The organism is Arthrobacter sp. C2, assembly GCA_024207135.1.
Classification (GTDB): Bacteria; Actinomycetota; Actinomycetes; order Actinomycetales; family Micrococcaceae; genus Paeniglutamicibacter.
In genome coordinates this window covers 2,316,207-2,334,556 of the sequence record CP042428.1, presented here as the reverse complement: position 1 = coordinate 2,334,556, position 18,350 = coordinate 2,316,207, and the positions used below count along the sequence as shown (strand labels likewise).

17 protein-coding genes are annotated in these 18,350 nt (G+C 63.7%); 13 read left to right on the top strand and 4 right to left on the bottom strand.

Annotated elements, in window-relative coordinates:
• Window positions 1–993 (top strand): glycine betaine ABC transporter substrate-binding protein, encoded by a 993-nt coding sequence (locus tag FPY90_RS10925; protein WP_498680943.1) that lies wholly within the window; start codon window positions 1–3, stop codon window positions 991–993.
• A gap of 662 nt (window positions 994–1,655) precedes the next feature.
• On the opposite strand, the gene FPY90_RS10920 is transcribed toward FPY90_RS10925, so the two are convergent.
• Window positions 1,656–2,720 carry an RsiV family protein gene (locus FPY90_RS10920; protein WP_498680942.1) on the bottom strand — a complete coding sequence of 355 codons (1,065 nt, stop codon included), beginning with the start codon at window positions 2,718–2,720 and terminating at the stop codon, window positions 1,656–1,658.
• Between the two features lie 551 nt (window positions 2,721–3,271).
• On the opposite strand from FPY90_RS10920, the gene FPY90_RS10915 reads away from it, so the two are divergent.
• Both FPY90_RS10915 and FPY90_RS10910 read left to right on the top strand, forming a co-directional pair.
• Entirely contained in the window at window positions 3,272–3,895 is a 624-nt protein-coding gene (locus FPY90_RS10915; protein ID WP_498680940.1) for a hypothetical protein, read from the top strand.
• 52 nt (window positions 3,896–3,947) lie between these two features.
• Window positions 3,948–4,118: a transposase gene (locus FPY90_RS10910; protein ID WP_498680939.1), complete on the top strand. Its 171-nt coding sequence runs from the start codon at window positions 3,948–3,950 to the stop codon at window positions 4,116–4,118.
• Between the two features lie 150 nt (window positions 4,119–4,268).
• Here the strand turns inward: FPY90_RS10910 and FPY90_RS10905 are convergent, their stop codons facing one another.
• From FPY90_RS10905 to FPY90_RS10895, 3 genes are all read right to left on the bottom strand, one after another.
• Complete coding sequence (locus tag FPY90_RS10905) at window positions 4,269–4,760, bottom strand: nucleoside deaminase (RefSeq protein ID WP_071214071.1); 492 nt, start codon at window positions 4,758–4,760, stop codon at window positions 4,269–4,271.
• A 127-nt stretch (window positions 4,761–4,887) separates the two neighbouring features.
• Window positions 4,888–5,670: a DUF4184 family protein gene (locus FPY90_RS10900; RefSeq protein ID WP_498680937.1), complete on the bottom strand. Its 783-nt coding sequence runs from the start codon at window positions 5,668–5,670 to the stop codon at window positions 4,888–4,890.
• Window positions 5,671–5,847: 177 nt separating this feature from the next.
• The gene (locus tag FPY90_RS10895) at window positions 5,848–6,789 is read right to left on the bottom strand and encodes a LysR family transcriptional regulator (protein WP_498680935.1); all 942 of its coding nucleotides are present in this window, start codon (window positions 6,787–6,789) and stop codon (window positions 5,848–5,850) included.
• A 78-nt stretch (window positions 6,790–6,867) separates the two neighbouring features.
• Between FPY90_RS10895 and FPY90_RS10890 the strand changes: the two genes are divergently transcribed.
• The 10 genes from FPY90_RS10890 (at window position 6,868) to FPY90_RS10845 (ending at window position 18,327) form a co-directional block, all read left to right on the top strand.
• Window positions 6,868–8,607, top strand: a complete 1,740-nt coding sequence (locus FPY90_RS10890) for an L-aspartate oxidase (protein ID WP_498680934.1) — start codon at window positions 6,868–6,870, stop codon at window positions 8,605–8,607.
• A 341-nt stretch (window positions 8,608–8,948) separates the two neighbouring features.
• Window positions 8,949–9,620 carry a TetR/AcrR family transcriptional regulator gene (locus FPY90_RS10885; protein ID WP_498680932.1) on the top strand — a complete coding sequence of 224 codons (672 nt, stop codon included), beginning with the start codon at window positions 8,949–8,951 and terminating at the stop codon, window positions 9,618–9,620.
• Window positions 9,621–9,647: 27 nt separating this feature from the next.
• Complete coding sequence (locus FPY90_RS10880; RefSeq protein WP_498680930.1) at window positions 9,648–10,457, top strand: enoyl-CoA hydratase-related protein; 810 nt, start codon at window positions 9,648–9,650, stop codon at window positions 10,455–10,457.
• A gap of 35 nt (window positions 10,458–10,492) precedes the next feature.
• Window positions 10,493–11,638, top strand: a complete 1,146-nt coding sequence (locus FPY90_RS10875) for an acyl-CoA dehydrogenase family protein (RefSeq protein ID WP_498680928.1) — start codon at window positions 10,493–10,495, stop codon at window positions 11,636–11,638.
• Between the two features lie 50 nt (window positions 11,639–11,688).
• Window positions 11,689–12,435, top strand: a complete 747-nt coding sequence (locus FPY90_RS10870; RefSeq protein WP_498680926.1) for an SDR family NAD(P)-dependent oxidoreductase — start codon at window positions 11,689–11,691, stop codon at window positions 12,433–12,435.
• A gap of 30 nt (window positions 12,436–12,465) precedes the next feature.
• Window positions 12,466–14,163, top strand: coding sequence for an AMP-binding protein (locus FPY90_RS10865; RefSeq protein WP_498680925.1), 1,698 nt, complete (start codon window positions 12,466–12,468; stop codon window positions 14,161–14,163).
• Window positions 14,164–14,165: 2 nt separating this feature from the next.
• Window positions 14,166–15,386: an acyl-CoA dehydrogenase family protein gene (locus FPY90_RS10860; RefSeq protein WP_498685565.1), complete on the top strand. Its 1,221-nt coding sequence runs from the start codon at window positions 14,166–14,168 to the stop codon at window positions 15,384–15,386.
• 7 nt (window positions 15,387–15,393) lie between these two features.
• Window positions 15,394–16,200 (top strand): enoyl-CoA hydratase/isomerase family protein, encoded by an 807-nt coding sequence (locus FPY90_RS10855; protein ID WP_498680923.1) that lies wholly within the window; start codon window positions 15,394–15,396, stop codon window positions 16,198–16,200.
• A 5-nt stretch (window positions 16,201–16,205) separates the two neighbouring features.
• Window positions 16,206–17,069 carry a 3-hydroxyacyl-CoA dehydrogenase family protein gene (locus FPY90_RS10850; protein WP_498680921.1) on the top strand — a complete coding sequence of 288 codons (864 nt, stop codon included), beginning with the start codon at window positions 16,206–16,208 and terminating at the stop codon, window positions 17,067–17,069.
• The gene (locus tag FPY90_RS10845; protein WP_498680920.1) at window positions 17,062–18,327 is read left to right on the top strand and encodes an acyl-CoA dehydrogenase family protein; all 1,266 of its coding nucleotides are present in this window, start codon (window positions 17,062–17,064) and stop codon (window positions 18,325–18,327) included. The genes FPY90_RS10850 and FPY90_RS10845 overlap by 8 nt, the downstream gene beginning before the upstream one ends.
• Window positions 18,328–18,350 lie beyond the last annotated feature (23 nt).

Below are 18,350 nucleotides of genomic sequence, written 5' to 3'. Positions count from 1 at the left end.
ATGAAGAAAACAAAATGGATTAAATCGACGGCACTCCTGGCCGCGGCCGGCGTGCTGCTGACCGGATGCGGACTTTCCTCCGCTGCCTCGTACGTGCCGCCAGCCGGTCCGGGCAGCATCAGCCCGCTTCCGGACCTGCCGCAGGACGCGACCATGACTGTGACCAGCAAGGCGTTCACCGAACAGCTGATCCTGGGCAAGATCGCCGTGTTGGCCGGACAGGCCGCAGGATTCAAGGTCAACGACCTGACGAACGTTCCCGGCAGCCAACCGGCCCGGGAGCTGATCCATTCGGGCCAGGCGAACATGATGTGGGAATACACCGGCACCGCCTGGATGACCTACCTGGGACACGAGGACGGCATCGCCAACCAGGCCAAGATGTGGCAATCGGTGCACGACCAGGACCTGGGCAACGGGATCATCTGGGGCGATCCCGCGCCGATGAACAACACCTACGCCATGGCCGTGCGCAGCGAAGCGGTCGGGGACCTGGGCGGGATCTCCAAGCTGTCCCAGCTCAAGGACCTGTCGCCCAAGGACCTCACGTTTTGCGTAGACGCGGAGTTCAACTCGCGTTCCGACGGGCTGAACCCGATGCTGGAGCTCTACGGGCTCGAGCGCGGCAATCCGGCTTCCGTTCCCGACACGAACGTCGGGCTCTACGACACCGGTGCCATCTACAGCGCAACAGACGAAGGCGCATGCAACTTCGGCGAGGTCTTCACGACCGATGGCCGCATCAAGGCACTAGACCTAACCGTCCTGGAAGACGACCTGGGATACTTCCCCGCCTACAACGTGGCACCGGTGTTCTACGGGAAGTTCGCCGAGAAGTACCCGGGCATCGAGGAGGTCTTCGCCAAGATCGCCCCGCTGCTCACCGACGAGGCGCTGCAGGCCATGAACCTCGAGGTCGACGTCAAGGGCCGCGAACCCGCGGACGTCGCCTTCGAGTGGATGGTCCAGAACGGATTTATTTCCGAGCCGTAGCCATACGTACATCGGCAAGACAACCGGGCCTAGTTGGTTTCACGTGAAACCAACCAGGCCCGGTTGTGTTCGACAGGCCTGGCACCTGCCAGTTGTTGAGCGGCCCGGCCGGCCCCGGGGTGCCATGACCTGAATTGCGGCGGTTCCAGGGAGAAGGACGTTCCAGGATTCTTCACCTCAAGTCCCTGGGGCGAAGGTGGATCGACAGGCAACTTTCATCGGAGTGTGGCCATCTGCTCAGGGCACAGTTACGTCATGTAAGTAATTCCGGAAAGGTTGCTCCGTTGCCTCGGAAAGGTTCCTTCGCGTAAATCGTTAAACATTGCCAAGCACACCATCGCCGGGCGGGACCGTCTCACGGCAGAGAGAAAACTGGGCGCAGGCGGACAACAAGGCCGCCCATGCTTCGGTTAGGGGACGGAACACCGTGGCACCGAAGGCGGTGGGACCAGCCAAGACCCCTTCCGGAATCCCGGCTTCGGTGTGGGACACGGAGAAGCCCTGGGGCACGTGTCTCACGAATCATTGCCCAGGCGGCCCCGGTACCGGGAAATGACAGGGAGTTGCAGACGCTTCATCCCTGAATCATGTCTTCACAGAAAAGCCGTGGTCCGGGTGGAGTCTGCGCTCAACCACCCGGACCACGGCTCATTTTCTATTCGTTAGGCACCGCATAGGCTGCGGGCCGAGGGAACCTTGCCACCAACCGTATATTTGATTGCCTTAAGGTCTTGGGTGTTGGCTTCGCGCCATCCCTTGCCGAAACCCGCTGTATCGAACTTGGGATTCGTTCCGGTGCTCTTCAACTTGAGGGTTTGCTTCCAGGAACCGCCGAAAGCGGAACCGAGCGTTGCCGTCCTGCCGCTGCGTACTCCATGCATGCACTCGCCACCGCCGTTGAGAACCGATTGGGCAACGGTTAACTTGCTGCCTTGCACCGAGGTGAATGCCAACTGTCCAACATACATCTTTGACTTCTTGTCGTACCGAACGCCCGATACATACGTGCGGTTCGTGATCTTGCCCTTCATCGCCTTCGAGGTGGATACCTCGTTCCATGGCAGCAGGACACTGGGGTTTCCACACGCGCCGGGGCCGATCGCGTACTTCTCGTAGTGGAACCGGATACCCTTGGCCGAAACATCCCATGCCGCGGGGCGAGGAATGTAGTAGCCGTAGTCGGACTTGGAAGCTACGGGTATCAAATCGTTGACGCAGGTGTTCTTCGACTTTGCGAATCCACGTGAGACAGCAACCTTGGTGGTGATGTCGTCCTGCGCCACGAAAGTTCCGATCCCAACCTTCTTGCCGGTTTTTAGATCAAGCGTGAAGGACCTGACGTTGCTCCATGCCGAAGCGCCGCAAACGTACGAGGAGAAGTGCATGGTTACCGAAGCATAGCGATTTTTGTAGATGGCAGTCTTGGACGGGGCCGCAACAAACGAAGCTGTCTGGGTCCTGCCGCAGCCCTGCTGGCGTGCCGAGTTGAAGGACTTCAGTTCGGCCTTGACCATGTCATTCGCGTACTTTGTGAAAACCTTGCGATTCTTGGCCGTCGAATTGCCCAAAACCGGCAGCTTGACCGTTTGAACGGACTTCTTCGGTGATTTGGTATTTGTGGTTTTCTTCTTGCCGGTGGAAATTTTCGGTGACTTGGCCTTTTTGGCCCCGGCGATCATGACATTGGGTGCCGACACCGACAGCGTAGCGCCAACGACTGTTGTCATGCTTGCAGGCGCGGCGGCAGCTGGCCCTCCAAGCGCCAAGGACCCAAATACCAGTGCACCTGACGCTAGTAATGAAACTATTTTTTTCACGAATTTCCCCCATGTTTTTGAATGATTCAGGGACACGCTATCCAGTATTTCCAACTGTTTGAAAAGCATTACGTGACATGCGGTTTCATGACGTCATGAAGCCCTATTGCATGGTGAACCGGAACCGCCGCATGTGCTGTCGAGATGGACGAAACTGTTGCCAAGCGCGACGGAGAAATAGAAGGATTTCTAATGGGTAGTGGCAAGCCTGAGGCTGGCTGTCAGAATGGAAACCTTGGACCGGGCGAGACTCGCTACGTATCTGACCTGCCTGGAGGCAGTGTCCTGCGGCTGACTCGTCCGCCCTGCCCGTGAGGCCAGTTCTGGCTCGCATTATGGCCTGATAGGAGATTGTCTGTCCCGCCGTTTCCCGGGGGAACGTGACTCGTTAGAGATCTGCCTCGGCGCGAACCCACCCGGCCGGCCAACCAGATCCCTGCCTTGGGAAGGAAACCACTGCCATGAACGCAGTCCGGGAGCAATACACGAACATCGTCGGCGTGGACGCCCATGCCCGCACCAACATCTGCCCCATCCTCACGGCCGACACCGGCCAGGTCGTGGATACGGCTACGTTCCCCACCAGCCCTGCGGGTCTCAAACGCGCCGACGCGTGGATCGACCGGCGCAGCGAACCCGGCAAGACCCTTGTGGCCATCGCGGGTGCCAAGTCCTACGGTGCCGGGCTCACCCGCGCCGGAAACGTAAAATCATACATCGACGCGCTGGCGGCGGCCCGCACGGTGCTCGGAGTGGACGTGGAAGCCCTGCTGGAACCCCGAGCCGAGGGCGCCCGTGAAGCCCTGCGGATCCTCCTCAACGCCCGGAGCATCATGGAACGCCAGGGTACCGCCGACCGGCTGATGCTCACCGCGCTGCTGCGGACGATGGATATGGGCGTCGATGCCCGCCGCGTCCTCACCGACGAGCAGATCCTCGGCATCAGCCGCGGGCGGGCCCACGCGAGGACGACCTGCCCGCCCGGATCGCCCGCGCCGAGGCCAAGCGCCTCACCGCTGCCCTCCTTCAGTTCCAGGTGCTGCGGGACCAGAACAAGGCCGAGCTTGAGCAAATCGTCGGCATGATGGCCGCCGGCCCCCGGAATTTCCCGGGATCGGTCAGGTATCCGCGGCCCGGGTGCTCATCTCCTACTCGCACCAGGGGAAGGCCCGTTCGGAAGCCGCATTCGCCGTACTGGCCGGGACGAGCCCCATCCCTGCCTTCTCGGGCAACACCGTCCGGCACCGACTGAACCGCCACGGCGAACGGCAACTGAACCACGCATTGCACGCCATTTTCCGAACCTGAATGAAGTTCGATGCCACCACCATCGCATATGTCAACCGGCGGACCGCCGAAGGCAGGAGCCTTCGAGAGATCCGCCGCTGCATCACACGATTCACCGCCAGGCAACTCTTCAGAAAGCTGCCAGCCCTCTTGACTTAAGCCATGGAAGGGTCAGTACTCGATGCGGGTGTCGAGCCCCGCCCACAGGGTGAATGGTTCGTGGCGGTCGAACCCGCCCTCGGGCATGCGTTCGACCGACATCAGGAGGGAGCGTTCGGTCTCGCTGCCCTCGAAGTATTCGTAGAAGGCCGCGTCGTCGAAGCCGGCCTCCGCCGCCTCGTGCCTGTCGGCGGCAAAGACCACACGCGAGACACGGGCCCAGAGGGCCGAGGCAAGGCACATCGGGCAGGGCTCGCAGCTGGAGTACAACACCGCGCCGGTGAGGTCGAAAGTTCCTAGCGCTGTACATGCGGCGCGGATGGCGGTGACTTCGGCGTGGGCGGTGGGGTCGTTGTTGGCCGTGACGCGGTTGACCCCCTCGAAGCGTGATCCGTCTGCGGTCACGACCAAGGCCCCGAAAGGCCCGCCCGCATTGCGGACGTTGTCGGCGGCAATGGCAACGGCAGACGCGAGGTTTTTTGCGGAAACGGTGGTGTCCGTCATGGTGGCGACTTCCTTACCCATCAGGCGAAGCGCCGGAGAAAGGATGTCTTCCACTCTGCAGGGAAGCCGGCGTCGGTCACCCTCAACATAGCAAGGGAAGATGCACGACGCCACCATCCACGCGCGGCTAGGCGCGGGTCTTGGCGACGGCGCGAAGCCTCCGGAACACTGACACCGCGTGCCACACCACGGCGTAGGCCGCCAAGGCCACAACCAGGGCGGCGCCTCCACGCGTAATGACGATCCACAGGAACGTACCGGCACTGGCTGCGTCCTCCATGACAGGCTTCGAATCCAGGCCGAGGGCCGCGGCAATGGCGGCCGGAACCACCAGGAACAGCGCCAGCAGGAGGGCGCGGACTTTCTTGCCTTTAGCTTCGCCGCTCATCCCCCGATGCCCGGAGGCTTTTTGCCGTTTGAGGTACCAGAGGACGACGAACGCCAAACCGGCCAGGGTGCTGCCATGTTGCAGGAGCCGGTAGACGGCGATTCCGGCGACAGGCTCGCTGGCCAGCAACGGCACTCGTTCCACTACCCAGCCGTAGGAATGCGTGAAGGAATCCCACGCCAGGTGCGTGAGGAGCCCGAGCATCAGTGAATAGAAGGTCCACAACGCAACCCGGGCACTGGTCGGCGGGCGGCCCTTGAGCGCCGGCTTGTCCGGGACCCACGAGTCGGGAAGCGCCCACCGCAGCGGCTTCACCACGAGCCACAGGAAACCGGCCAACACCAGCGCCAGCGGCAACCCGACGCTCAGGATCTGGGAAAAATCGTGCGAGTTCGCGCCGTTGAGCATGGGTGCGTACCAGGCGTCGCTGGTGGAAGACACCATGGCGAAGTAGGGGACGTCCGGGGCCATGGCGCCGGCGACCAGGGCAACGGGGACGAATGGTTGTCGCAGGAAGGGCAAGACTGCAGCCGGGTGAGCCAAGGTGAAAGGCAAGGGATTCCTCGAAAAGTTGCGTCGGAGCCCACGGGGCAACGTGTTGACGTTGCGAATGGGTTCACCTCCAAGCCTAGTTGGCTCCGGGTCCGAACGCGGCCGGTTGGACTGTTGGAACCAACACGTTTGACCAGACCGCGACGACTACGAAACCCGGGTCACCAAGCCGCGGGTTGAGACGCTGCTCGACGCCAGGAGGTTTGCGGTGTCAAAAATCATCTCCTGCATGGCCTGGGCGGCGCGGGTCGGCGAGACATCGTTGCGGTGGGCGAGGCTGACCGTCCGGGACAACCCGGGGTCGGTGAGCCGCACCGAACACAGGCGCGGCCGATCGAGCATGACCATGGCAGGGACTACGGCGACCCCCAGTCCGCGTTCCACGCAACGCAACACGGCATCCATTTCAGACCCCTCAAGGACCAGGTTCGGGGCGAGTCCGGCGGCATGGAACGCCTGCGAGGTGGCCTCCCGCAGGTCGTAGCTCTGGTGGTAAGTGATCTGCGGCAGTTCCGCCAACTCGGCAAGGGTCAGGGAGGCGCGTCCGGCAAGGTGGGTGCTGTTCACCGAGGCGACGACCACCAGCTCCTCGGTGAGCAGCGGAGTGCGCTGCAGGCTGGCGACGGGGGCCGTGCGGTCCTCCGAGGTGACGATGAGCGCCAGGTCGAGGGCACCCCCGGCGAGCTCGTCGAGCAGGCCGCGGGAGCCCTGCTCTGTCAGGTGCAGGTCGATGCCGGGGTAGGCCGCATGGAACGCGGTCAGCACATCCGGAACCAGGCTGACGCACAATGTCGGGGTCGCACCTAGCCTCACCCGCCCCTTTTTGAGGCCCGCGAGTTCCTGCATCTCGTGGCGGACGGATTCCGCGTCGGCGAGCATCCGCCTGGCCAGGGGGAGTAGCGATTCCCCTGCATCGGTGAGTGTGATGTTGCCCCGGGCCCGGTGGAACAGCTCCGCACCGAGATCCGACTCCAGGGTGGAGATCTGCCGGCTCAAGGAAGGCTGCGCGAGGTGCAGAAGCGCGGCGGCACGCGTGAAATGGCCCGTGCGTGCGACTTCCACGAAGCTTTGGAGCTGTTCCAGGTTCATGGTCGATAGCCTATACGCATTGAAACGACTCGAACAATTCATTGGACGGATCGAGGGCAAGTTCCTAGCGTTGAAGACATGAGTGCAAGAGCAACGAAAGAACAACAGATTTCCACCACCGTTCTGGTCATCGGCACCGGAGGATCTGGCCTGCGGGCCGCCATCGAGCTGGCCGAAATGGGGGTCGACGTGCTCGCCGTGGGCAAGCGCCCGCGCAACGACGCCCACACCTCGCTCGCTGCCGGCGGCATCAACGCGGCCCTCGGAACCATGGACAAGGACGACAGCTGGCAGCAGCACGCCGCCGACACCATCAAGGAAAGCTACTACCTGGCCAACCCGCACACGGTCGAAATAGTCGCCCGCGGCGCGGCCCAGGGAATCCACGACCTGGAACGCTACGGCATGGGCTTCGCCAGGGAGGAGGACGGGCGGATCTCCCAGCGATTCTTCGGCGCCCACACCTTCCGCCGCACCGCTTTTGCCGGAGACTACACCGGACTGGAAATCCAGCGCAGCCTGGTAAGCCGGGCCGAACAACTGCAGATCCCGATCCTTGACTCGGTCTACGTCACCCGGCTGCTGGTGAAGAACAACCAGGTCTTTGGCGCCTACGGCTTCGACATCAACACCGGCAAGCGCTACCTCATCCACGCCGACTCGGTCATCCTGGCCGCCGGGGGCCACACCCGCATCTGGCGCCGCACCTCCTCCCGCCGCGACGAGAACACCGGGGACGCCTTTCGCCTGGCCGTGGATGCCGGGGCCCGGTTGCGCGACCCGGAGCTGGTGCAGTTCCACCCCTCTGGCATCATCGAACCCGAGAACGCAGCGGGCACCCTGATCTCCGAGGCGGCCCGCGGCGAGGGCGGCATTCTGCGCAACGCGCTGGGGGAGCGGTTCATGGAACGCTACGACCCGATCCGCAAGGAACTCTCCACCCGGGACCGCGTGGCGCTGGCCGCCTACACCGAGATCAAGGAGGGCCGCGGCACCAAGAACGGCGGCGTCTGGCTGGATGTCTCGCACCTGCCGCGCGAAACCATCATGGAGCGCCTGCCGCGCGTGTACCAGACCATGATGGAGGTGCAGATGCTCGACATCACCGCCGAGCCCATCGAGATCGCACCCACCGCGCACTACTCCATGGGCGGGGTCTGGGTGCGCCCGGAAGACCACAGCACAGACGTCGATGGCCTCTACGCCATCGGCGAGGCTTCCAGCGGACTGCATGGCGCCAACAGGCTGGGAGGCAACTCGTTGATCGAGTTGCTGGTCTTCGGCCGCATCGTGGCACGCGCCGCGGCGAAGTACTCGGCGTCGCTGGATTCCCAGCCCCGCTCACACGAGGCGCTGGCGACCGCGCGGGCCGAGATCGACGACCTGCTGGCGGCCGAGGGCCAGGAGAACGTGCGCGAGCTGCAGCGCGCCATCCGGAACATGATGACCGACCATGCGGGCGTGGTGCGGGACGAGGACGGCCTGTTGGCCGGCCTGGCGAAGCTGGACTCGATCGAAGAGCGGATGGAGGCCGTGGGGATCCACCCCGACATTGCCGGGTACCAGGACCTGGCCCACGCATTCGACCTGAAGGGATCCGCGTTGGCCGCCCGGGCCACCCTCGAGGCCGCACTTGAACGCCGGGAGACCCGTGGCTGCCACAACCGCAGTGACTACCCCCAGATGGACGATTCCCTGCGGGTCAACCTGGTGTGGTCGCCTTCCGCCGGAATCGTCCGCGAGGAAATCCCCGAGATCCCTGGGGAAATTGCCGCGCTGATCAAGGAAGTCTCGAGCGTCGGAAAGCTCGTGGAATAGCCTGCTTCAACTCGAGGGTGGCGATCGATGGATTCTGCCAGGGATCGTCCAGGCCCTCGGGGCCAAGAGCCAGAGGCTCATTTTTTGAACGCGTCGTTGGCGAGCCCCCGCGGAGGGGCTCGCCAACGACGCGTTTGTCGAATGTCGTGGCGACCCAGGCCCGTGGTGGGCCAGTAGACACCGGGTGGTTCGGTTCGTTTCTGGCGCTTGTCCGTCGCGGCCTATGCAAAATCGAACCCTTGACAAAGTGTGTGGCACGTCACTAAGTTGGAGGAAATGAATGATCATTCATTCATGGTGAACCAACATTCATTGTCCGTGGACTGTGCCGGAGGAGCCACATGAAAACGCTGCAGCAGGGAGCCGATGAGGCCACCGCGGCCGCCCGAGATGCCCGGACCAAGTCGCGCCGGAAGCAATTGCTGGCAGCGGCCGCGCGTCTGATGGAGGAGCGCGGATCACAAGAGGTGTCCATGCAGTCCGTGGCCGACGCGGCCGGGGTCAGCGTCGGGTTGATTTACCGCTACTTCGGCAACAAACAGGATCTGGTCCAGGCCGTCATCGTGGGGGTGCTGGAAGAGTTTTCGAACCGCGTAGGCGCTGCGGTGACCGAGGTGGAAGATCCCGTGCGGCAGATTGCCGCGGCATTCAAGGGCTACTGCGAAGTGATCGACGAGAACCGCGATGGCACCATCTTGGCCTATAGGGACACGAAGACCCTGGATGCCGCAGGTCGGAGCGCCGTCAAGGAGCTTGAATTGACCACCGGCAAACTGTTGTCCAAGGCCGTGCTGGACGCCGCCGACGCCGGTCTCATCCGCCCGGTCGACTATCGGATATTCGCCTTTCAGCTGCTAATGACAGCCCACTCATGGGCCCTAAAGCACTGGTACTTCAGCAGGCATTTCAGCCATGAGGACTTCATTGCCCACCACACTGCGCTGGCGCTCTCCGGCGTGCTGCGCCCCGAAACCCGTTCACAGTATTCGGACCTGCTCGGCGACCTGGCCTAAGCACGTCATCCCACGAAAGGAATTGCCATGCCCATCAACGTGAGTTCATTCGAAGACATCAGCTACGAGGTCGAGGACGCGGCCGCAATCATCACCATCAATCGGCCGGAGCGCTACAACTCGTTCCGCAGCCAGACCGTTGAGGAGCTGATCGCCGCGTTCCGAGCAGCATGGGCCGATCGCAAGGTCCAGGCCGTTATCCTCACCGGCGCCGGGGAAAAGGCCTTCTGCACCGGAGGTGACGTGAAACAGCGTGCGGAGACCGGAGACTACGGACCGAGCGAGTCCGGGATGTTCGAGATCGGAAACCTGCACAAGCTGATCCGCGACGTGCCAAAGCCCGTGATTGCCGCGGTCAACGGCATCGCCATCGGAGGCGGACACGTCCTGCACGTGCTCTGCGACCTGACCATCGCCTCCTCAACCGCCAAGTTCGGACAGGCAGGCCCGCGCGTGGGTTCCTTCGACGCCGGCTTCGGCTCTGCCTACCTGGCCCGCGTCGTCGGCGAAAAACGCGCCCGTGAAATCTGGTACCTGTGCCGTCAGTACGATGCGGTCACGGCCGAGCGCTGGGGCCTGGTCAACGCAGTGGTCGAGCCGGCAAAGCTGATGGACGAGGCCAAGGCCTGGGCTGCGGAGATCGCCGAGAAGTCCCCGACCGCGCTGCGCTTCCTGAAGCAGTCCTTCAACGCGGACACCGACCACCAAGCGGGCCTGAGCAACATGGCCATGTCCGCACTGGACCTCTATGCCGTCTCGCCCGAGGGCATGGAAGGCGCCCGCGCCTTCGCGGAGAAGCGCAAACCGGACTTCAACGCCCACGTCACCTCCCACTAGCCGCGCCACCGACATCCTGGATAGGAACCGTCCCGATGGACTTTAAACTCACCGAAACCCAAGAGGGGTTCGTCAAGGAAGCTCGGCTGGTCGCCGAGCAGATCGCGCCGGGCTACAAGCAGCGCGAGATCGACCGAAGGATCGAACCGGAGTTGCGCCGCGAGATCGGCGCCCGAGGCCTGATCGCCCCGGAACTGCCCACCGAACTGGGCGGCCGCGGAGAACGCCGGCTGACCTCCGGGCTCATCACCGAGCAGATCGCCCGCGGCGACTTCAACGTGGCCTACCTGCAGGTGGTTGGATCGCTGGTCGGCCAGATCCTGGCCGGCAACGCCTCCCCGGAGCTGGCGAAGGCCTGGGTTCCGCGCATCACCAGCGGCGAGGGCATCGTGGGTATCGGCCTCTCGGAACCCGGCGCCGGATCGGACGCCGGGAACCCCTCGCTGCAGGCACGCCGCGAACGCGGCGGCTGGGTGCTCAACGGCACCAAGTCGCTCTCCTTCGCGCTGCAGGCCGATGCGGCAGTGGTGTTCGCCAAGACCGACGACGCGCAGCGCCGCGGACGCGGCATCAGCGCTTTCCTCACCGACCTGAATGCCGACGGGGTCGAAGTCGAGGCGGTCGATGACATGGGCACCAAGGCCGTCACCCGCGGTTTCGCGCACTACACCAACGCTTGGATCCCGGACGGGAACCTCATCGGCGACGAGGGAAAGGGCTTCACGCAGGTCATGCAGGGCTTCGACTTCTCCCGCGCGCTGATCGGCTTGCAGTGCATCGGTACCGCCGCGATCACCATCGAGGAGACCTGGGAGTACGTCAAGAGCCGCAACGCCTTCGACAAGCCGCTGAGTTCCTTCCAAGGGGTTGCCTTCCCGCTGGCCGAAAGCGAAACCCTGATCGAAGCGGCCCGGTTGCTCTGCTACCAGACGCTGTGGCTAAAGGACGAGGGCTTGCCGCACACCTCGCAAGCCGCCATGTGCAAATGGTGGGCCCCGAAGACCGCCTACGACGTGATCAATTCCTGCCTGCTGCTGCACGGCCAATTCGGCTACAAGACCGATCGCCCGATCGAGCAGCGCATGCGGGACGTGCTGGGCCTGCAGATCGGCGACGGCACCGCGCAGATCATGAAGCTGATCATCGCCCGCCAGTCCGTGGGCCGCGAGTTCGCCCCGTAAACCAAGCACGGGCATCGGCACCAAGTACATACGACGAAGAGGGAAGAAAAATGGGAAAGCTTGAAAACAAGATCGCAATCGTCACCGGTGCCGGATCGGGCATCGGCCGCGGTATCGCGGTGAAGCTGGCAGCCGAGGGTGCCACCGTCGTGGTCAGCGACATCAACGAAGAAGCCGCCAAGGAAACCGCAAGCCAGCTGGGCAACGGCTCGATCGGCGTCCGCGCGGACGTGACCAGTCGCGAATCCGTGGATGCGATGGTTGCGGGGGTCAAGGAGGAGTTCGGCCGCATCGACGTGCTGGTGAACAACGCCGGCTGGGACAAGGTCGGTCCGTTCATCGACTCCGAGTTCGCCGACTGGGAGCGCGTCATCGCCATCAACCTGTACGGCACGCTGAATTGCAGCCAGTCCGTGGTGCGCGCCATGGAGGGCCAGGAGAGCGGAACCATCGTGAACATCGGCTCCGACGCGGCCCGTGTGGGTTCCTCCGGCGAGGCCGTGTACTCGGCGGCCAAGGGCGGCATCGTTGCCTTCTCCAAGACCCTGGCCCGCGAACTAGCCCGCAACGCCATCCGCGTCAACGCGGTGTGCCCCGGCCCGGCAGACACCCCGCTGTTCGCCGCCATCAGCGAGCAAAACCCGAAGCTGCGCACCGCCCTGGAAAAGTCGATCCCGCTGCGCCGCCTGGCCCAGCCCGAGGACCTGGCCAACGCCGTCGCATTCCTGGCCTCGGACGAGGCCTCCTACATCACCGGACAGACCCTTTCGGTCTCCGGTGGACTGACCATGGTCTAGCTGGGACCACGTAAACGGAAGGAACCACCCATGAGCTCCACGTTTGACATGCTTCAGCTTTCCGAGGCCTCCGAAGGCTTCAAGTCCCAAGGATTCTGGAAGGACCGCCTGCTCATCGACTACTTCGATGATGCGGTGGCCAGCCACCCGCAGGAAACCGCCCATATTGACGCCTCGGGCACCTACACCTACCAGGACATGGCCCGGATGGTGGAGGACGCGGCGGGTGGCTTGGCGGACCTGGGCGTCAACGCCGGGGACGTTGTCTCCGTCCAGTTGCCCAATGGACACCACTGGATCGTTGCGCACCTGGCGGCGCAGCGCGTCGGCGCCGTCACCAACCCGCTGGTTCCGATCTTTCGCGACCGCGAGATCGGTTTCATGGCGGCCAAGGCACGCACGAAGGTGATCTTCGTTCCCGCCGTTTTCCGCAAGTTCGACCATGCTGCCATGGTCGAACGGCTACGCGGGGACCTGCCGGACCTCGAACACTGCGTGGTGGTCGGGCCCAGCGAGGCACGGGCGGGGGTCATCGGGTTCGACGACCTGTTGGCCCGGGGCGCCGAGCACCCCCTTGCCGCGGCAGAGCTCGCCAAACGGCGTCCGGATGCCGACGACCTGGCGCTGATCATGTTCACCTCGGGCACCACGGGCAGCCCCAAGGGCGGCATGCACTCGCACAACACGGTGCTCGCCGGGTCCCTTCCCTGGAGCGGCAAACTGGGAATGGATTCTTCCTCGGTCATTCACATGGCCTCGACCTTTGCGCACCTGACCGGCTATCTCTACGGCGTGGCCCTGCCGATCATGCTCGGTGGAACCTTGGTGGCACAGCAGGTGTGGAACGCCGCCGAATTCCTGGCCCTGGTCGAGAAACACGGCATCCAGCACACCTCGGGAGCCACCCCGTTCCTGCAGGACCTGTTGCATGCCGAGGGGCTGGAGAACCACGACATGAGCTCGCTGGCACGCTTCTGCTGCATGGGCGCACCCATCCCGCGTGCCGTCCTGCTCGAGGCCAAGGCGAAGCTGCCCACGCTGGACGTCTTCGGCGGCTGGGGACAGACCGAATGCTGCCTGGTCACCATGGGCAGCCCGCAGGACCCGCAGGAGAAGATCCTCTCCTCCGACGGCAAGGCACTGCCCGGCATGGAGGTGCGCGTGATGAACCTGCTCGGGGAACAGGCCGCAACCAACGAGGAAGGCAAGATCCAGGTCCGTGGGGCGTTCCTCTTCCGCGGCTACCTCGGACAGCTGGAGAAGACCCTCGAGGAATTCGACGGGGACTGGTTCGACACCGGCGATTTGGGAAGCCTGGACGAGGACGGCTACCTGCGCCTGTCCGGACGCACCAAGGACATCATCATCCGCGGCGGGGAGAACATCCCGGTCGCCTACGTGGAGAACATCCTCTACGAACACCCGCGGATCAACGCGGTGGCGCTGGTCGCGATCCCGCATCCGAGACTGCAGGAAGTCGGCGGAGTGGTCGTCCAGCTCAAGGAACCGGGGGAATTCACCCTCGCGGAAATGCGCGCATTCCTCGAGTCCAAGGGACTGGCCAAACCCTACTGGCCCGAGGTGGTCAAGGTGGTCGAGGACTTCCCGCGCACACCCAGCGGAAAAATCCAGAAATTCAAGATCCGCAAGGAACTGACCGAAGAATTCGGCGCGGAACTCGCCGCGATGCATGCGGCGGCCACTGCAGCCAAGGATGAAAGCAAGTGAGCATGACACAGGTAAAAACAGCATCGGTGTTCGGCACCGTTGACCTCACCGGGCTGGATGGCCAGTTGAGCGAGCCCGAAAGGCAGCTGGTGCGCGAGGTGCGCACGATGGTCGACGAACACATCCGTCCAAACATCGCCGGCTGGTACGAGCGGGCCGTCTTCCCGCGCGAAATAGTGCCGGAGATGGCGAAGCTGGGGCTTCTGGGCATGCACCTGCAGGGTTACGGTTGTGCAGGCCGCTCGGCAGTGGACTATGGCTTGGCCGCCTCCGAGCTGGAAGCCGGAGACTCGGGCCTGCGCACCTTCGTCTCAGTGCAGGGCTCGCTGGCCATGAGCGCCATTCACAAGCACGGCTCCGAGGAACAGAAGCAAACCTGGCTGCCGGGCATGGCCAAAGGTGAGATCATCGGCTGCTTCGGGCTCACCGAACCAACGGCGGGTTCGGACCCGGCATCGATGGCCACCCACGCGGTGCGCGACGCGTCCGGGGACTGGGTGCTCAACGGCGCCAAGCGCTGGATCGGCCTGGCCACGATCGCCGACGTGGCGATCATCTGGGCGCAGACCGGCGAGCCCGGGGACGCCCGCGGGGTGCGTGGCTTCATTGTCCCGACCAACACCCCCGGCTTCACGGCCGTGGCCATCGAGCCGAAGCTGTCCATGCGGGCCTCGGTGCAGTGCGACATCACCCTGGCCGACGTGCGTTTGCCGGCGGAAGCGATCCTTCCCGAAGACTCGGCGATCGGACTCAAGGGGCCCTTCGCCTGCCTGAATGAGGCCCGCTACGGCATCATCTGGGGCGCCATGGGCGCGGCCCGGGATTCCTTCGACGAGGTATTGCGTTATTCCGGCGAACGCCTGCAATTCGGCACCCCGCTCTCGGGATTCCAGCTGACCCAGGCGAAGCTTGCGGACATGGCGTTGGAGATCAACAAGGGCTACCTGCTGGCACTGCAGATCGGCCGGGCCAAGGATGCCGGAACGCTGGATCCGACGATGATCTCGGTGGGCAAGCTGAACAACTGCCGCGAGGCCATCAAGATCGCCCGCGAGGCGCGCGAAATGCTTGGCGGCAATGGCATCACCCTGGACTACTCGCCGCTGCGCCATGCCAACAACCTGGAATCGGTGCGAACCTATGAGGGCACCGACGAGATCCACACGCTGATCCTGGGACGCAAGTTGACCGGCATTGGGGCCTTCACGGCCTCGGGAAAGTAGGGGGACGATGACTCACACGGCGCAAGAGACCCAACCGGCGGGATTCGAAACCATCACCGCCTCGGTGGTCGAGGGCCTGGGCCTGATCACCATCAACCGTCCCGAAGTTCGCAATGCGCTGTCCAAGACGGTGCTCGCCGAAATCCGCAGCGTCCTGGACGTGTGGGAGGAAGACGACCAGGTGCGCGCGGTGGCCTTCACCGGCTCGGGCGAGAAAGCCTTCGTTGCCGGCGCAGACATCAGCCAGCTGGCGAACTATGACGTCGCCTACGGATTGGCCGGAGCGATGCAGCGTCTCTTCGACAAGATTGAGGAGTACCCCAAGCCAACCATCGCCGCGCTGAACGGCATCGCGCTGGGCGGCGGATTGGAAATGGCCATGAGCTGCGATATCCGCATCGCCGCACAAGGGGCACGTTTCGGGCTGCCGGAGCCGAGCCTCGGAGTGCTTCCCGGCGCCGGCGGCACCCAACGGCTTTCCCGGCTGGTCGGCACCGGCCGAGCCGTGGAAATGGTGTTGACCAGCAGGTTGCTGGACGCCGGGGAAGCCGAGCGCTTCGGCCTGGTCACCAGCGTGGTCCCGGGGGAGCGGCTGCTGGCAACCGTCCGCGACACCGCCGCGACGATCGCTAGCAAGGGACCGTTGGCCGTACGCCTGGCCAAGATGGTGATCAAGCAGGGAGCCGAAACTGACCAGAAGACCGGGCAGATGCTCGAACTGCTGGCCCAGACCCTGCTCTACACCACAGCAGACAAGGCCGAGGGTGTTGCCGCGTTCCTGGGCAAGCGTCCGGCAGAATTCCAGGGGCGGTGACGCACATGGAAAGTTCGGTCAAGGAAATTCTTGTGGTCGGTTCCGGAGCCATGGGCAGGCAGATCGGGATGAGCGCTGCCGTCGCAGGATTCACCACCAAGGTCTATGACATCAGCGCCGAGTCGGTGAAAGCCGCCGAGCAGGACATGCGAAAGTGGCTGGACGGCCGCATTTCCAAGGGCAGGCTGACCTCGGCGGAAGCCGAGGACGCGTGGGGACGCCTGGAATTCACCACCGAACTGGAACCTGCGGCAGCCAACGCGGAGCTGGTGATCGAGGCGGCCACCGAAAAGCTGGAGATCAAGAAATCGATTTTCAGCCAGCTCGACGAGCTGACCCCGAAGCACGCGATCCTGGCCACGAATTCCTCAACTCTGGGATCTTCCACCGTCGCAGACGCTACCGGGCGTCCCGAGCAGGTATGCAACATGCACTTCTTCAATCCCGCATTGGTGATGAAGGCCGTGGAAATTGTGCGCCATGAACGGACTAGTGATCGCACGGTGGAAACCGTCAGCAAAGTGGTGCGCGACATGGGCAAATCCCCAATTCTTCTGAACAAGGAAATTCCCGGTTTCGTAGCCAACAGGCTGATGGGTGCGGTGCGCGATGAGGCACTTGCCTTGCTCGCGGGCGAGGTGGCCAGCCTGGAAGATATCGACACAGCGGCCAAAGACGCACTGGGATATCCGATGGGACCTTTCGAGCTGATGGATTTGGTGGGCCTGGACGTGACCTATCTGATTCGCCAGGCGGCCTTCGAACAAACCGGCGACAGCAAAGATCTGCCGCATCCGCTGCTGCAAGAAAAGTATGAAGCCGGCCAGTTCGGCCGCAAATCAGGCAAGGGCTGGTACGACTATGAGTGAGACGCACGGGGGCTTTCCAGACTTTGACGAAAGCGACGAGTATCTGCTGGCGCTTCGCAAAGAACTGAACACCCCGCTGGATACCGACTACTTCCTGCTGGATGCGGATCTGCCGCAGGACGCCAAAGACGCACGTGCGAAGATGCGTCAATACGTCAATGCCGAAGTCCTGCCGAAGATCAACGGCTACTGGGAACGGGCGGAATTCCCCTATGAGATGCTTCCGGGCCTGGCGGCGACAGGACTTGTCGGCGGCGTGATCAAGGACCACGGGGCCGCCGGCCTTTCCCGGCTGGCTGCGGGATTGGCAACCGCCGAGCTGGCGCGCGGCGACGGTTCGGTGAACACCTTCCTTGGGGTGCAGGCCAACCTGAGCATGGGAACCATCAACATGCTCGGCTCCGAAGACCAAAAAGAACGCTGGCTTCCCGGCATGGTGAAGCTTGAGAAGATCGGCGCCTTCGCGCTGACCGAACCACGCCGCGGCTCCGACTCGGCCCAGCTGGAAACCAGCGCCCGCCGCGAAGGTGAGAACTGGGTCATTAACGGTGCCAAGCGCTGGATCGGCAACGGCTCCATGGCGCATCTGGTGATCATCTGGGCCCGCGACGTAGCCGACGGCGAGGTCAAGGGCTTCGTCATGGAACGCGAGGATCCGACCGATCCCAGCACCATGCCTGCCGGGTTCAACGCCCGCACCATTGATGGGAAGATCGGCAAACGCGCAATCCTCCAGGCGGACATGGTCTTCGAAAACCTCGCCATTCCAGAGAGCAACCGGCTGCCCGGGGCCAATAGCTTCCGCGACACCTCGCGGGTGCTGGCAAGCACCCGCGGCGGAGCCACCTGGGAATCGCTGGGCCATGCACTTGCTTGCTTCGAAGCAGCGGTTGCCTACACGCGGGTCCGCGACCAGTTCGGCCAGCCAATCGGCAACACCCAGCTGGTGCAGAACACCCTGGCCGACATGCTCGCGGAATTGAGCGCGATCCAGCTGATCTGCTATCGGATGGCAGAACTGCAGGAAAGCGGGGCGTGGACCGGCACCATGGCCTCGATTGCCAAGATGCACACGGCCAACAAGGCCCGCACCATCGCCAACCAAGCCCGGGACCTGATGGGCGGCAACGGCCTGCTCCTGGACTTCCACGTGGCCCGGCACCTGACGGACATGGAAGTGGTCCATACCTATGAAGGCACCGAGTTCATCCAGTCCTTGCTGATTGGCCGAAAAATCACCGGGCATTCGGCCTTCTAAAGAACAAGGAAATACAACCAAAG

Excerpts from the sequence above, each read along its gene's own strand:
- FPY90_RS10870 (WP_498680926.1), top strand. The coding sequence starts at position 11,689 with ATGGGAAAGCTTGAAAACAAGATCGCAATCGTCACCGGTGCCGGATCG.
- FPY90_RS10890 (WP_498680934.1), top strand. The coding sequence starts at position 6,868 with ATGAGTGCAAGAGCAACGAAAGAACAACAGATTTCCACCACCGTTCTG.
- FPY90_RS10920 (WP_498680942.1), bottom strand. The coding sequence starts at position 2,720 with ATGACAACAGTCGTTGGCGCTACGCTGTCGGTGTCGGCACCCAATGTC.
- FPY90_RS10925 (WP_498680943.1), top strand. The coding sequence starts at position 1 with ATGAAGAAAACAAAATGGATTAAATCGACGGCACTCCTGGCCGCGGCC.
- FPY90_RS10915 (WP_498680940.1), top strand. The coding sequence starts at position 3,272 with ATGAACGCAGTCCGGGAGCAATACACGAACATCGTCGGCGTGGACGCC.
- FPY90_RS10850 (WP_498680921.1), top strand. The coding sequence starts at position 16,206 with ATGGAAAGTTCGGTCAAGGAAATTCTTGTGGTCGGTTCCGGAGCCATG.
- FPY90_RS10845 (WP_498680920.1), top strand. The coding sequence starts at position 17,062 with ATGAGTGAGACGCACGGGGGCTTTCCAGACTTTGACGAAAGCGACGAG.
- FPY90_RS10855 (WP_498680923.1), top strand. The coding sequence starts at position 15,394 with ATGACTCACACGGCGCAAGAGACCCAACCGGCGGGATTCGAAACCATC.
- FPY90_RS10860 (WP_498685565.1), top strand. The coding sequence starts at position 14,166 with ATGACACAGGTAAAAACAGCATCGGTGTTCGGCACCGTTGACCTCACC.
- FPY90_RS10865 (WP_498680925.1), top strand. The coding sequence starts at position 12,466 with ATGAGCTCCACGTTTGACATGCTTCAGCTTTCCGAGGCCTCCGAAGGC.
- FPY90_RS10875 (WP_498680928.1), top strand. The coding sequence starts at position 10,493 with ATGGACTTTAAACTCACCGAAACCCAAGAGGGGTTCGTCAAGGAAGCT.
- FPY90_RS10880 (WP_498680930.1), top strand. The coding sequence starts at position 9,648 with ATGCCCATCAACGTGAGTTCATTCGAAGACATCAGCTACGAGGTCGAG.
- FPY90_RS10905 (WP_071214071.1), bottom strand. The coding sequence starts at position 4,760 with ATGACGGACACCACCGTTTCCGCAAAAAACCTCGCGTCTGCCGTTGCC.
- FPY90_RS10895 (WP_498680935.1), bottom strand. The coding sequence starts at position 6,789 with ATGAACCTGGAACAGCTCCAAAGCTTCGTGGAAGTCGCACGCACGGGC.
- FPY90_RS10885 (WP_498680932.1), top strand. The coding sequence starts at position 8,949 with ATGAAAACGCTGCAGCAGGGAGCCGATGAGGCCACCGCGGCCGCCCGA.